The organism is Deinococcus sonorensis KR-87 (assembly GCF_040256395.1).
GTDB lineage: Bacteria > Deinococcota > Deinococci > Deinococcales > Deinococcaceae > Deinococcus > Deinococcus sonorensis.
In genome coordinates, this window is the sequence record NZ_CP158299.1 from 1,479,653 (window position 1) to 1,494,007 (window position 14,355).

The 14,355-nt window shown below is 71.1% G+C and carries 10 protein-coding genes; 7 read left to right on the forward strand and 3 right to left on the reverse strand.

Going from position 1 to position 14,355, the window contains the following annotated elements; all coding sequences use genetic code 11:
* Positions 1-57: 57 nt before the first annotated feature.
* Positions 58-351, forward strand: coding sequence for a hypothetical protein (locus ABOD76_RS12535; protein WP_350245191.1), 294 nt, complete (start codon positions 58-60; stop codon positions 349-351).
* A gap of 4 nt (positions 352-355) precedes the next feature.
* Here ABOD76_RS12535 and dprA read toward each other — a convergent pair whose 3' ends face one another.
* The 3 genes from dprA to ABOD76_RS12550 are packed head-to-tail and all read right to left on the reverse strand — an operon-like array spanning position 356 to position 2,689.
* Positions 356-1,429 carry a DNA-processing protein DprA gene (gene dprA / locus ABOD76_RS12540; RefSeq protein ID WP_350245192.1) on the reverse strand — a complete coding sequence of 358 codons (1,074 nt, stop codon included), beginning with the start codon at positions 1,427-1,429 and terminating at the stop codon, positions 356-358.
* A 52-nt stretch (positions 1,430-1,481) separates the two neighbouring features.
* Positions 1,482-2,102, reverse strand: coding sequence for an IMPACT family protein (locus tag ABOD76_RS12545; RefSeq protein ID WP_350245193.1), 621 nt, complete (start codon positions 2,100-2,102; stop codon positions 1,482-1,484).
* Positions 2,099-2,689, reverse strand: coding sequence for an NUDIX hydrolase (locus ABOD76_RS12550; RefSeq protein ID WP_350245194.1), 591 nt, complete (start codon positions 2,687-2,689; stop codon positions 2,099-2,101). The genes ABOD76_RS12545 and ABOD76_RS12550 overlap by 4 nt, the downstream gene beginning before the upstream one ends.
* 94 nt (positions 2,690-2,783) lie before the next feature.
* Between ABOD76_RS12550 and ABOD76_RS12555 the strand changes: the two genes are divergently transcribed.
* The 6 genes from ABOD76_RS12555 (at position 2,784) to ABOD76_RS12580 (ending at position 14,301) form a co-directional block, all read left to right on the forward strand.
* Complete coding sequence (locus ABOD76_RS12555) at positions 2,784-4,535, forward strand: N-acetylmuramoyl-L-alanine amidase family protein (protein ID WP_350245195.1); 1,752 nt, start codon at positions 2,784-2,786, stop codon at positions 4,533-4,535.
* A gap of 70 nt (positions 4,536-4,605) precedes the next feature.
* Positions 4,606-5,871, forward strand: a complete 1,266-nt coding sequence (locus ABOD76_RS12560) for a M16 family metallopeptidase (RefSeq protein WP_350245197.1) — start codon at positions 4,606-4,608, stop codon at positions 5,869-5,871.
* A complete protein-coding gene (locus tag ABOD76_RS12565; RefSeq protein WP_350245199.1) occupies positions 5,868-7,124 on the forward strand; it encodes a M16 family metallopeptidase in 1,257 nt (418 codons plus the stop codon). The genes ABOD76_RS12560 and ABOD76_RS12565 overlap by 4 nt, the downstream gene beginning before the upstream one ends.
* Before the next feature lie 76 nt (positions 7,125-7,200).
* Positions 7,201-9,216, forward strand: a complete 2,016-nt coding sequence (gene uvrB / locus ABOD76_RS12570; RefSeq protein ID WP_350245200.1) for an excinuclease ABC subunit UvrB — start codon at positions 7,201-7,203, stop codon at positions 9,214-9,216.
* A 208-nt stretch (positions 9,217-9,424) separates the two neighbouring features.
* Entirely contained in the window at positions 9,425-10,918 is a 1,494-nt protein-coding gene (locus ABOD76_RS12575; RefSeq protein WP_350245201.1) for an efflux RND transporter periplasmic adaptor subunit, read from the forward strand.
* Positions 10,915-14,301: an efflux RND transporter permease subunit gene (locus tag ABOD76_RS12580; protein WP_350245202.1), complete on the forward strand. Its 3,387-nt coding sequence runs from the start codon at positions 10,915-10,917 to the stop codon at positions 14,299-14,301. The genes ABOD76_RS12575 and ABOD76_RS12580 overlap by 4 nt, the downstream gene beginning before the upstream one ends.
* The last annotated feature ends 54 nt before the right edge of the window (positions 14,302-14,355 follow it).

Consider the following 14,355-nt stretch of genomic DNA (forward strand, 5'->3'; position numbering starts at 1 on the left):
GCGCCGGCCCGACCGCTACACTGCCGCCATGACCAGAGCCACACAGGAGCGTCGGGCATGAAGGTGCGCTGGACCGGGCGCGGGGTGCGGGTGCGGCTGGACGACCTGGAGGTGGACATGTTGCTGCGCCGCCAGCCGCTGGAACTGCGGCTCGGCTGGGCGGGCGGCGGCTGGTCGGTGCGATTGGACCCGCTGCAGGACGGAGGGGTCCACGCCCATGGCGGCGCGCTGACCGTCGGCCTCGCCGCTCAGCTGGAGGACCTGCTGAACCCGCTGAACGAGGGCGTCAGCGTGCCGGGCGCCGTGGAGGTGCGCATCGAGAAAGACTTCGGGCCGCAGCACCTCGCCTGAGGGCTCAGCGGCGCAGGTAACGGCCCGCCTGCTCGTCCAGGTGACCGCCAAGCTGCAGCATCATCAGGGCCATCTGCAGTTCCGGGTGGGGCAGGCCGGTGCGCGACAGCAGGTCGTCCAAAGTGGCCGGCTGCGCCAGCTCGCCCCAGACCCGCGCCTGATCGGCCGGCAGCTCGGGCGCGGGCAACGCTCCAGGGCCGCTCCAGCCCAGCTCGTCCAGGATGTCCTGGGCGTGCTCGGTCAGCACTGCGCCCTCGCGCAGCAGCTGATGCGGTCCCTGCGCCAGCGGGTCGCCGGCCCGGCCCGGCACCGCGAACACGGTGCGGCCACACTCCAGCGCGTGGGTGGCCGTGATCATGGCGCCGCTGGTCCGCTCCCCCTCCACCACCAGGCTGCCGGCCGACAGCGCCGCAATCAGGCGGTTGCGCCCCGGAAAGTTGTGGGCCGCCGGCCGGGTGCCGAGCGGATACTCGCTCAGCACGGTCAGCTGCGCCGCCAGCGCCCGGTTCTCCGGCGGGTACAGCTGGTCCAGGCCGCTGCCCAGAATGCCGATGCTCTCGCCGCCCGCCTGCACCGCCGCCGTGTGCGCCGCGGTGTCGATGCCGCGCGCCAGCCCCGACACCACCACCACGCTGGCACGGGCCAGTTCGGCGCTGATCCGCGCGCTGAGCTGCAGTGCGGAACTGCTGGCCTTGCGGGTGCCCACCACCCCGATGGCGCGCGGCACGGTGGCCAGCTCCGGCAGCGTGCCGCGCAGCCACAGCACCGCCGGCGGATCGCCCAGCGCCTCCAGCGCTTCCGGATACCCGGGCAGGCCCCGTCCCAGCAGCGTGGCCCCGAAGGTGGCCGCGTTGTCCAGCTCGCGGCGGGCCCGCTCGCTGGCTGCATCCGGGGTGCTCAGCGCGGCCAGCGAGCGGGCATCCAGCCCCGGCACCGCGCGCAGCTGCTCCGGCCGGGCGCGCAGCACCGCCTGGGCCGACCCGCAGGCACGCCGCAGCGCTTCGGTGCGCCGTGGCCCCAGGCCCGGCGTGAAGCGCAGGGTCAGCAGCGCCAGCAGTTCCGGGTCGTAGGCGGTCATGGGCTGAGCTTAGCGTGAAGATGGAATGAAGGCTCCCCCTGTCTGGCGGGGCTCAGCCGGGTGGGGGAGGGGTGCCTTCCAGCAGCTGGGCCTGTCCCCGGGTCGCGTCCTGTAGCGCCTTCCGGAACGGGGCGATCTGCTCGGGCTCCAGCTGCAGCGCCATCCGCAGGCCCGCCGGGCCGTACTGCTCCTCGCCGCGCACCGCGTCCAGCTGCCCCAGCAGGTGGTAGGCCGCGCTGACCTGATCAAAGGGGACCTCCAGCGTTACCGGCAGGCGGGGACGCACCTCCAGCTGGGGCGCGGTGCGCAGACATTCGGCTGCCGTGCCTCCGTAGGCGCGGGCCAGCCCGCCGGTGCCGAGCTTGACCCCGCCGTAGTAGCGCACCACCGCCACCACCACATGGTCCAGCCCCTGGCCCTGGATGGCCCGCAGCATCGGGGCTCCGGCGGTGCCACCCGGCTCGCCGTCGTCGTGGAAGCGGTAGGCCGGCCCGATCTGATAGGCCCAGCAGACGTGGGTGGCGTCCGGACGCTGCTGGCGCAGCCGCTGCACCCAGGCGTGCGCGTCTTCCGGGGTGTCGGCCCGATCCGCGAAGGCCAGGAACTCGCTCTGCTGGATCAGGGCGTCGTGGCGGTGCGGCCCGGCCAGCGTCCGGTACGGCTGGGCGCTCACAGCAGGCCCCGCGCCTCCAGGTGCGGGCGGGCGTGGAACAGCACCAGGCTGCTGGGGCCATCCTGAATCTCGCCGGCCAGCAGGCGGCGGTACACCTCCGGCAGCGGCAGCAGCTGCCGTTCAATCAGCTCGCTGTCCTCGGGGGTGGGCGGCCCCAGCGTCACGTCTAGCGCCAGCAGCGGATAGAACACCACGCCGCTGATGCTCGGCTGCGGATAGAAGGCGGGCAGGGCCAGCCACCCGCTGGCCGTGCCGCCCACCTCCTCCTGCAGTTCGCGGGCCGCCGCCTGCGCCAGCGTCTCGCCCGCCTCCACCCCGCCGGCCACCACCTCATGGATCTGCGCCTGCAGCGGATGGCGGTACTGCCGGATCAGCACCGCCTCGCCCTCGGCCGTGACCGGCAGCACGAACACGGCCTGGGGGCCGCGCGGGCGGTACACGTAATCGAACTCGGCGCCGGCCGGAGTCCGCACCCGGTCGCGCACCATGATGCGCGGCGGGCCGAGCAGCTGTGCGTGCTCGGTGACGGTCCAGGGCTGCTCGGCGTCCGGCTGCAGGCGGGTCCAGTTGGGGTGGGTCGGGTCCATGCCCGTATTGTGGCCCATCCGGGACGTCAGAGCTGATTAATGAGCGCCCAGACGCGCTTCTCACGGCTGGCCTCGCTACAGTGGGCTTCAGTTCATGATCTCCTTCGCTGATTCGCAAACGCGCTGGGGCCGGCTCCAGCGGCTGACCCTGCTGGTGACGCTCTCGGTGGCGGGCGGCGCCGCGTCTGCCCAGGCCACCGACCCCTTCCTGCGTTCGGCGCCGAGTGTGGTGATCCCCAGCCTGGCGCCGTCCGGCCCGGCCGTCTCCACGCCGGTGGCCAGCAGTCGTCTCCCGGCCTTCGGGCCGCCGCGCGCCAGCACCAGCGGCAGCGTGACGCGGGTGGTCTTTGACCTGCCGGCCGGGCTCAGCTACACCCTGACCCCCACCTTCAGCGGCCTGCGCCTGGATGTGCGCGGCGTGGTGGCCCAGCCGCTGCAGCAGGGCAGCCTGGGCGCCATGGTCAGCGGCTACCAGCTGACCCCGGTGGAGGGCGGTGCCCAGGCGCTGCTGAGCACGCCGTTCCCACTGGGGCTGCAGACCGGCTGGAGCGCTACCGAGGCCACCATCGCCACCGGGGGCCGGGTGCTGATCCTGCAGCTGGGCAGCACCGTGGCGGGCGGCGCGGGCGCTTCCGTGCGCGGCGCGGTGCAGGCGGTGGCGAGTCCCTCGGCGGCGCCCACCGACCCGCCACCCGGGCGCACGGTGCTGCCCACACCCACCGCGGACCAGCTGCCGCCGGGTGACGCCGTGACGCCGCAGCCGGCGGCGCTGCCGGAGGCCACGCCGCCCCTTGCCCCGAGTCCCGCCGTGCGTCAGACGGCCGGCGTGGTGCCCGGCACGCTGCCGCCCCAGGCCAGCGTGGCCGCGCCGCGCATCGGCAAGAATCCGGGGCTGACCCGGGTGGTGCTGGACCTGCCGCCCGGTACCGGCTACCGGGTCACGCTGCTGCCGCTGGGGCTGCGGCTGGACCTGACCGGCGTCTCGGCGCCCGTGCAGAGCGCCCAAGCCATCTCGCCGGAGCTGCGCGGCTGGAGCTACACGGCCGGGCTGACTGGGGTGGCCGTCACGCTCACCACCGCCACCCCGCTGTCGCAGCGCAACGGCTGGCGGATGGTGCTGCTGCCGCCCACCGAGGGCAGCACCCTGTCGCGGCTGGCGCTGGACTTCTCGCCGGCCCTGGCCGACCTGTCGCCGCTGGGCGGCAAGGCGGTGGCCCGGCTGGTCAGCTCGCGCAGTGGCCTGCTGGCCTTCAGCGGGACGCCCAACCTGCCGCGGGTGGTGCTGGACCCCGGCCACGGCGGCAACGATCCTGGCGCCATCGGCAGCGTGGTGGAGAAGCAGGTCACGTTGGATGTGGCCCGGCGTGTCCGCAGCATGTTGCAGCCGGCCGGCGTGGACGTGCTGATGACCCGCGACGGGGACGTGGCGCTCAATGCCGACAAGGCCACCGACCTGGGCCTGCGGGCCGCGCTCGGTACCGGCCGGGCGCAGCTGTTCGTGAGCATCCACGTCAACAGCACCGAGTCCCGCTCCGCGCTGCTCGGCTACGGTGTCGAGACGTGGTGGAACCGCAACAATCCCAGCTCGCAGGCGCTGGCCGGCGACCTGCAGCGCGACGTGATCGACAGCACCGCCGCCTACTCACGCGGACTCAAGAACAACAAGTCGCTGGCGGTGCTGCGCCTGTCGCACATTCCGGCGGCGCTGGTCGAGATCGGGTACGCCAGCCACCCGATCGATGGCCAGAACCTGCAGGACACCAACTACCTGGACCGGGTGGCCTTCGGCATCGCCAGCGGCATCCGCGACGCGCTGCAGGACGGGCTGGGCGCCGACTGGCGCTGAGGACGCGCGTCCGCCAACCCTGACCCAGGGCACGCTGGCCTGGGGCGGCCCCGCGCTACACTCCGCATCAATGGCCCCGCTCACCGCCCCCCCGTCCACCGTCGTGCAGACCCTCCCCAATGGCCTGACCGTGGCCTGCGAGCAGCGCCGCGGGCCCGGCTTTGCTTTTGACCTGCGGGTGCCGCTGGGCAGCGCCCACGATCCGCACGGGCAGCAGGGCACCGCCAGCATGGTGGAGGAGTGGCTGAGCAAGGGTGCCGCCGGGCGCGACGCGCACGCCTTCCAGGACGCGCTGGACGACCTGGGCCTGCGGCGCGGCGGCGGGGTGGGTGCGGAGGGCAGCCGCTTCACGGCCAGCGGCCTGACGGCGGACCTGAACACGGCGATGCAGCTGCACGCCGATCTGCTGCGCCGCCCGCACCTGCCACCGGACGAGGTGGAGGTGCTGCTGGACCTCGCGCGTCAGGATCTGGAGGGCCTGCACGACAGCCCGGCCGACCGGCTGAGCCTGGAGGCGCGCCGGCTGGCCTTTCCGCCGCCGGAGCACGGCCCGTACGCCGGCTACGCCCACCCGGCCAGCGGGACGCTCCCGGGGCTGGAAGCCATCACGCCCGAGTCGGCGCGGGCGTGGTGGAGCCGCTTCGGAGCGCGCGGCAGCATCATGAGCGTGGTCTCGGACCACGAGCCGCAGCAGGTGCTGGAGCTGGCCCAGCGGCACTTCGGCGACTGGCAGCCGGGCGAGGCCGAGCCGGTGCCGCTGACCTTCCGGGCCGGGCAGGTCACACATATCGCGGAGCAGAGCGCGCAGGCGCACCTGTCGCTGTACTGGCGCGGCGTGGACCCGGACAGCCCCGACTGGCTCGCGTGGCACCTGGCACTGGGCGTGCTGGCCGGCGGCAGCGCCAGCCGCCTCTTCCAGTCGGTGCGCGAGGAACGCGGGCTGGCCTACAGCGTGGGCGCTGGGGCACAGATCCTGGCGGGCCAGGGCTTCGTGTCGGCGTACGCGGGCAGCACGCCGGAGCGGGCGGCAGAAACGCTGGAGGTGCTCCTTTCGGAGTTGGAGCGGCTGCGGCGGGGGGTGGAGGAGGACGAGTTCGTGCGCGCCCGCGAGGGGCTGGTGGCGGGCGCCGTGTTCGGTGCCGAGAGCATCCGGGGCCGGGTGGCCGCCCTGACCCGCGACCTGACGCTGTTTGGGCGCGTGCGCAGCGTGCCGGAGCTGCGCGCCCAGATCGAGCGGATCACGCTGGAGTCGGTGAACCGCTTCCTGGACGGCTGGGAGCCGGGCGAGCCGAATCTGGTGACGCTGGGCCTGGAGCAGAGCGGGGGGCGGCCATGACGCCCCGACTGCACCGGCTGAAGAGCGGCGTGACGCTGCTGCTGGAGACGGACCCGCAGGCGCAGACGGCCGCCGCCGGCTACTTCGTGCGGACCGGCGCCCGCGACGAGCTTCCATCTGAGATGGGCGCGTCACACTTTCTGGAACACCTGATGTTCAAGGGCTCCGAGCGGCTGGGCGGCGCGGACCTGAATGCTCGGCTGGACACGCTGGGCGGCAACGCCAACGCCTACACCAGCGACGAGGTGACGGTGTACCACGCGGCCTGCCTGCCGGAGCGGCTGCCGGACCTGCTCGACACCCTGACCGAGTTGATGCGGCCCGCCCTGCGCCCGGAGGACGTGGAGGTGGAGCGCGGCGTGATCCTGGAGGAGATCGCCATGTACGACGACCAGCCGGGCTCGCGGGTCTTCGACCGGCTGCGGCAGCGCTACTGGGCCGGGCATCCGCTGGGCCATCTGGTGCTGGGGACCGCCCAGACGGTGGCCGCGCTGACTCCGGAGCAGCTGCGTCGCAACTTCGAGGCGCGCTACGGGGCGGCGCAGGTCACGCTGGTGGTGTGCGGTCAGCTGGACGAGGCGGCGGTGATCGCCCAGGTGGAGCGGCTGACCGCTGGCTGGCCCGCCACCCGCTTCGAGCGTGAGGTGCAGCCGCACCGGCCGGACCGCAGCCTGGGCCTGACCCTGATGCCCGACGAGCGGCTCAGCCGGGTGCAGGTGGCCGTGTGCGCGCCGGGGGTGTCGGCCACCGACCCGCTGCGCGAGGCGGCCACGGTGCTGTCGGAGGTGCTGGGCGGCGAGAACGGCCGGCTGTACTGGGCGCTGCTCGACAGCGGCCTCTCGGACAGCGCCGACCTGGGCCACGCCGAGTACACCGAAACCGGCGTGTTCGAGGGCGGGTTCTCCTGCGACCCGGAGCGGCTGGGCGAGGTGCTGGACGCCTACACCGGGGTGCTGAACACGCTGCAGGACGAGGGCGTCAGCGAGGCCGAGGTGCGGCGGGCCCGGCGCAAGCTGGCGGTGGCGACGCTGCTGCGCGCCGAGACCCCGCAGGGCCGGCTCCACACGCTGGGCATGGACCTGCTGTATCTGGGCGAAGCGCTGGACCCGCAGGCGGCGGTGCAGCGCTACGAAGCGGTCACCCTGGCCCAGGTGCAACAGCTGCTCGCGGCCCGCCCGTTCGATGCACTGACAGTCGTGGCGCTGGGGCAGGTGCAGCAGCTGGAGGACGTGGCCCGCCGTACCCCGGCATGAGCCGCCCACTCATGCTCCCCTGAAGAATGGTGCCGAACCCTTCACACATCTTATGCTGAGGGCGTAATATAGAGGGATGCTCAGGGTCGAGTCAGAGTTCAAGCCGTCCGGAGACCAGCCGACCGCCATTCGCAGCCTCGTGGACGGCCTGGAGTCCGGGCTGAAGTACCAGACCCTGCTGGGGGCCACCGGCACCGGCAAGACCTACAGCATGGCCAAGGTGATCGAGGAGACGCAGCGTCCGGCGCTGATCATGGCGCCGAACAAGATCCTGACCGCGCAGCTGGCCAGCGAGTTCCGCGAGTTCTTTCCCGGCAGCGCCGTCGAGTTCTTCATCAGCTACTACGACTACTACCAGCCGGAAGCCTACGTGCCGGGCAAGGACCTGTTCATCGAGAAGGACGCGAACATCAACCACGAGATCGAGCGGCTGCGGCACAGCGCCACCCGCTCGCTGCTGACCCGGCCCGACACCATCGTGGTGGCCTCGGTGAGCTGCATCTACGGCCTGGGCGACCCGGAGGAATACCGGGCGCTGAACCTGGTGCTCAAGACCGGCACCCCGATTGGCCGCGACCAGATTCTGGAGCGGCTGATCACCATGCAGTACGAGCGCAACGACATCGAGCTGGCGCCGGGCCGCTTCCGGGCCAAGGGCGACACCCTGGAGATCTGGCCCAGCTACGACGAGCAGCCGCTGCGGCTGGAGCTGTGGGGCGACGACCTGGACCGCATCCAGGTGGTGCACCCCACCACCGGCGACAAGCTGGCCGAGCTGGACGCCACGGTGGTGTATCCGGCCAAGCACTACGTCTCCTCGGCCGGCAACGTGGAGCGGGCCATCGTGACCATCCAGCAGGAGCTGGACGAGCGGCTTGAGTACTTCCGCTCGCAGGGCAAGCTGCTGGAGGCGCAGCGCATCAAGGAGCGCACCCTCTACGACCTGGAGATGCTCAAGGTGCTCGGCTACTGCAGCGGCATTGAGAACTACTCGCGGCACATTGACGGGCGCGCCCCCGGCGCCACCCCGTACACCATGCTCGATTACTTTCCCGACAACTTCGTGACCTTCATCGACGAGTCACACGTGACGGTGCCGCAGATCGGCGGCATGGCCAACGGCGACCGCGCCCGCAAGCAGACGCTGGTGGACTACGGCTTCCGGCTGCCCTCGGCGCTCGACAACCGCCCGCTGAACTTCCAGGAGTTCCTGGAGAAGACCGGCCAGACGGTGTTCGTGTCGGCCACCCCCGGTCCCTACGAGCGCGAGGTGAGCGACAGCGTGGCCGACCAGATCATCCGGCCCACCGGCCTGATCGACCCGCCGGTGACGGTGCGCCCGATTCAGGGTCAGGTGGAGGACCTGCTGGGCCGCATCCGCGAGCGGGCGGCGGCGGGCGAGCGGGTGCTGGTCACCACCCTGACCAAGCGCATGAGCGAGGACCTGACCGAGTACCTGCTGGAGAAGGGCGTGCGGGCGCGTTACATGCACAGCGACATCGACGCGGTGGAGCGTCAGGTGATCATCCGCGACCTGCGGCTCGGTCACTACGACGTCCTGATCGGCATCAACCTGCTGCGGGAGGGCCTGGACCTGCCGGAGGTGTCGCTGGTGGCGATTCTGGACGCCGACAAGCCGGGCTTCCTGAGAAGCGAACGCGCCCTGATCCAGACCATCGGCCGGGCAGCGCGCAACCTCAACGGCGAGGTGATCCTGTACGGCGACACCGTGACGCCCGCCATGGAGTTCGCGATGGAGGAGACCCGCCGCCGCCGCGAGAAGCAGATGGCCTACAACGAGGAGCACGGGATCACGCCCACCACCATCCGCAAGGGGGTGCGCGACGTGATCCGTGGCGAGGAGGCAGACGAACTGCCGGCCCAGGCGGAACTCGGGAACGACCGCGACGCCCTCTCGGCGCAGCTCACCGACCTGGAGCTGGACATGTGGCAGGCCAGCGAGGACCTGGACTTCGAGCGGGCCGCCAGTCTGCGCGATCAGATCCGCGCCATCGAGGCCAAGCTGCAGGGCAAGGAGTTTGCCCAGCCCACCATCCCCGGCCAGAAGGTCCGCAAGCGCGGCCGGCGTTAAACGACAGGCCGGCGTGCTTTGGCGCGCCGCACCCAGGCCCACCGGTTGAGCAACCCGTGGGCTTTCTCTTTGCTCGCTCACATGAAGGGCAGGCCGAACCGTCGGAGAAAGAAGCGCCGGGCTCATGAATGTGCGCCCGCCTTCCTGCTTGGAGCAATCAGGGCCAAACCTTTGCAGGATCTTCGATTTCCGGTGGTTCTCTGAGGCCATGCAGCAGACCTCACCCTCCAGAGATCCGGGGATTTCCGCGCCCACCCCTCCTCCGCCGACTGGCGGCAGCGGCCCGGCCAGCCGGCGATGGTGGCTGCTCGGCATTCCACTGCTGCTGGCGGCCGGCTACACCGGCTACCTGATCGGCCGTCCGGCGGGGGGGGCGGGCGGCGCGGGTGGATTCTCGCAGGGCCAGAGCGGCGCGGCCCCGAGCGGATTTGGCAGCGGCGGTGCTGGAAGCGGCTACAGCGGGACCAGAAGCCGCACCGGAGCAGCCGGCGCCGACACCCGCAGCGGAAGCGGTCAGAGCGGCGCGGCCGACACCACCTCCAGGACCGTCACGCCGGTCACGGCCACCACCGTCAAGGCCGGCACGCTCACCACCCAGCGCAGCGCCACCGGCACCGTCAGCAGCGCGCAGACCAGCAGCGTGACGGCGCGCGCCTCCGGCGCCGTGTCGGCGGTGCCGGTGAAGGTGGGCGACACCGTCAGGGCCGGTCAGACGGTCATCCAGCAGAGCAACAGCGACCTGGACCTGAGCGTGCAGAGCGCGCGTACTGCGCTGGCAAGCGCCCAGGTCAACCTCGCCACCCAGACCAACCAGACCAGCGCCAACCGGGGTCAGCTGCAGCAGCAGGTCATTTCTGCGCAGGCAGCGCTGCAGAGCGCCCAGACCAGCTACGCGGCCAACCAGCGCCTGTATGACATCGGGGCCATCTCGCGCACCGACCTGGACACCTCCAGCAGCCAGGTGGCCTCGGCCCGCGCCGCCCTCAGCACCGCCCAGAACAACCTGGCCCAGAACGGGCGGGCCGGCAGCGAATCGCTCAGAACGCTGCAGCTGGCGGTGCAGCAGGCACAGATCTCACTGAGTCAGGCGCAGCAGAACGCGGCGGCGGCGCGGGTGACGGCTCCCTTCGACGGCCAGATCACCGCGCTGAACGTGGCGGGCGGCGAGTACCTCAGTGCCGGCAGCCCGGCCTTCAGCATCGTGAGCAGCCAGCGGCAGGTCAGCTTCAGCGTGCCGCCCAGCGAGATCGCCACGTTTCCGGTGGGCCGGCAGGTTTCGTTCGTGAGCGGGCAGAAGACCTACACGCTCAAGGTGGTGCAGAATCCCGGCGCGCCCACCAACAACACGGTGCAGCTGGTGGGGCGCTTCGTGAACAGCCCGGCCCCGGCCCTCGGCACGGTGGGGGCGGTGCAGTACGCCAGCGCGGTCGGGAAGGGCATCATCGTGCCCAGCACCGCCCTTCAGACCGACAACAACGACTCCAGCGTCTTCGTGGTGCAGGGCGGCAAGGCCGTCTCCAGGCCGGTCACGGTTATCGGCCAGAGCGGCGGGCAGTCGGTGGTGAGCGGCCTGACCGCCGGCAGTCAGGTGATCACCGAGCCGCCCGCCGGCCTGCTGGACGGCGCGGCCGTCACCACCGCTCCCAGTGCGCAGCGCAGTGCGGGCGGGCCACCGGCAGGCGGGCCCGGAGGCGCGCCGTGAAGACCGTCCGGGAGTTGCAGCGTGAGCTGTTCGGCCGGATCAATCCGGTGGTCGGCTTCTCGGTGTCCAGGTACGTGCTGGCCATCGGCCTCTTCGTGGGCGTGGTGATCTTCGGGCTGCTGTCCACCCGTTCGCTGGGCGTGGATCTGCTGCCCGGCATCACCATTCCGGTGGTGAGCGTGAACACCAGCTACAGCGGCGCCAGCCCGGCCTCGGTGGACAAGCAGGTCACGCAGGTGATCGAGAGCGCCCTGTCGCAGGTGACCGGCGTGAGCGGCATCAGCAGCACCAGCAGCACCGGGAGCAGCCGGGTGACGCTGAATTTCGAGACTGGCGTGGACCAGAACTCGGCAGTCAATCAGGTCGCCTCGCTGGTCGCCAGCGCGGCCCGCCGACTTCCGGACGGGGCCGGCACCCCCAGCGTGCAGAGCTTCAACCCCAACGCCAGCGCCATTCTGGAGTTCGGCGTCTCGGGCGGCGCGGCCAGCCTGAACGACGTCTACGACTATGCCGAGAATGTGCTGACCCCGGCGCTGCAGCGGGTGGACGGGGTGGCCAATGTGACGCTCAGCGGCGGGTCGCAGCGGCAGGTGCAGGTGCTGCTGAACCCCAACCAGCTGAGCGTCTACGGCCTGAGCCCCTCGGACGTCAGCAACGTCATCAACAGCAGCAACGTCAATTCGGCACTCGGCACCATCACCACCGACAACACCTCACTGACCTACACCACCAACAGCCAGCTCACCAGCATCCAGGACATCCAGAACGTGGTGGTGGACGCCGCCCGTGGCGTGCACGTCTCGGACCTGGGCACCGTGCAGGACAGCAGCACCACCGACAGCTACACCCGGGTGAACGGCCGCTCGGTGGTGCTGGTGTCGATTCAGCAATCGAACGGCAGCAACGCTGTGGCGGTGGTGGACAACGTCAAGCAGCTGATCAAGGCGACCCGGCTGCCCAGCGGCTACACGGTGACCTTCAGCAACGACACCACCACCCCGATCCGCGACGCCATTGCCGCCACCACCCATGAGCTGTGGGTCACGGCGCTGGTGGTGGCCGTGGTGACGCTGCTGTTTCTGGGCCGGCTGAACACTGCCTTCACCGTGATCCTGGCGATCCCCATCTCCCTGGCCGCCGCCCCGATCCTCTACAACCTGATGGGCTTCACCTTCAATCAGGTGTCGCTGCTGGCCCTGATCGTGGCCATCGGCATCGTGGTGGACGACAGCATCGTGGTGGCCGAAAACGTGGAACGCTACCGTCAGCTCGGCTACGAGCGCGTGGAAGCGGTGCTGCGCGGGGCGTCGGAGGTGTTCAGCGCGGTGGCGGCGGCCAGCCTGTCGCTGCTGGCGGTGCTGATTCCGGTCAGCTTCCTGAGCGGCATCGTGGGCGAGTACGTGCGCCAGTTCGCGCTGGGCCTGTCGGCGGCGGTGCTGCTCAGCTGGCTGGAGGCGCTGCTGTTTCTCACGGTCCGCATGGCCTACACCCCCGACACCCGGCAGCTCAGCTGGCGCGACGTGCCGGGTGCCCTGACCCGCGCGCCGCAGCTGATCGGCTGGGGGCTACGGTCGGTGCGGCAGTGGTGGTTCTGGGTGCTGGCGCTGGTGGCGGGCGCGGCCGTGTGGCTGACCACCCACCGGCCGGTGCTGCTGCTGGGCCTGCTGCTGCTGCCGCTGGCGCTGGGGGTGCTCGCGTACCTGTGGGGCGCGGTGCTGAGCGTGCTGGAGGCCCTGACCACCACCCTCAGCGGCCTGACGGCCCGCGTGGTGACGGTGGTACGCGACGCCTACGCCCGCAGCCTGGACCGGGCGCTGCAGTACAGCCCGCTGATCCTGGTGGGGGCCGCCGCCTTCCTGGTGGCCACCGTGGTGGTGGTGGTGCCGCGCATCAGCTTCACCTTCACGCCCAGCACCGACGCCGGCACGTTGCGCGCCAGCCTGCGCCTGCCCAGCGGCCTGTCGCTGGCCACCACCAATCAGCTGGTGGCGCGCATGGAGAACTATTTCCTGAACCAGCCGGACGTGCAGACGGTGCAGGCCACCGTTCGCACCGGCAGCAGCGGCAGCAACAGCAACCTGAACGTCACGCTCAAGCCGCTTTCGGAGCGGCCCAGCATCAACGAGCTGACCCCGCGCTATCAGGCGGCCCTGCGGACCCTCTTCACCGACCAGGACAACGTGCGGGCCAACATCTTCAGCGGCGGCGGCTTCCGGGGCCAGGGCACCCAGCAGACCCTGACGCTCATTTCCACCAACTTCGACCTGCTCAAGACCCGCTCGGATCAGGCGGTGACGGTGCTGGAAGCCAACAGCAACGTGCTGAGCGCCAGCAGCGGCCTGGACAACAGCACCACCGAGAACCGCTTCGTGCCGAACCCGAACCTGCTGGCCGGCACCGGCTTGACCAGCAGCAGTGTGGCCAGCCTCCTGAACAGCTACGCCACCGGCAGCAACGCCGGCGATATCGAGCTGGGCGGCGTCACCTACCCGATTCAGGTGCAGCTGGACCCGCGCTCGCTGTCGAGCGAGTCGGCGCTGCTGTCCCTGCCGGTCCACTCCAGCACGCTGGGCAGCACCCTGACGGTGGGCCAGCTGGGCAGCATCACCCAGGCGAGCACCCCCACCAGCATCTCGCGGGACAACCGGGTGTACAGCCTGAACCTCACCTACCAGCCGACCACCGACACCACCCTGACCAGCACGGCGCTGCAGGCGCAGCTGGTCACGGCCCTCACCCGGGCGGGCGTGCTGGACAGCCTGGTCACGGTAGGCAGCGCCGACCGCAACAGCGCCTTCGCGCTGGGCAACCAGCTGGGCACCATCGGGCTGCAGTCGTTCGGGCTGTCGCTGCTGCTGGTGTACCTGGTGATGGGCGCGCAGTTCAACAGCTTCCGCTACCCGCTGTACCTGCTGCTGCCGGTGCCGTTCGCCGTGGCAGGCGCCACCTGGTTCGAGTACCTGTCGGGCAGCAGCCTGGACATCTTCGGGGTGCTGGGCTTCCTGCTGTTGATCGGGCTGTCGGCCAAGAACGCCATCCTGTACCTGGAGTTCGTGGTGGAGAAGATGCAGGAACTGCCGTTCCGCGACGCGCTGATCGAGGCGAGCCGGCTGCGCTTCCGCCCGATCATCATGACCACCCTGACGGTGCTGGTGATCAGCCTGCCGCTGCTGCTCAACACCGGCAGCGGCTCGGAGTTCGGCCGCAGCCTCTCCATCGTGATCATGGGCGGCATCTCGGTGTCGGCGCTGATGACCTTCTATGTGGTCCCGGCCGCCTTCTACCTCTTCGAGCGCCGGCGGGCCGGGCGGGTAGAGGCGGAGCGGGCCGGAGCGCCGAGGCCGCAGCCGGACGGCTTCGGGGGCATGCAGCCACACCCCTGAGGGCGGGCGGAGTGCGGGGTGGCCAGACAGACTGGCCACCCCGCGCTGCTGCCT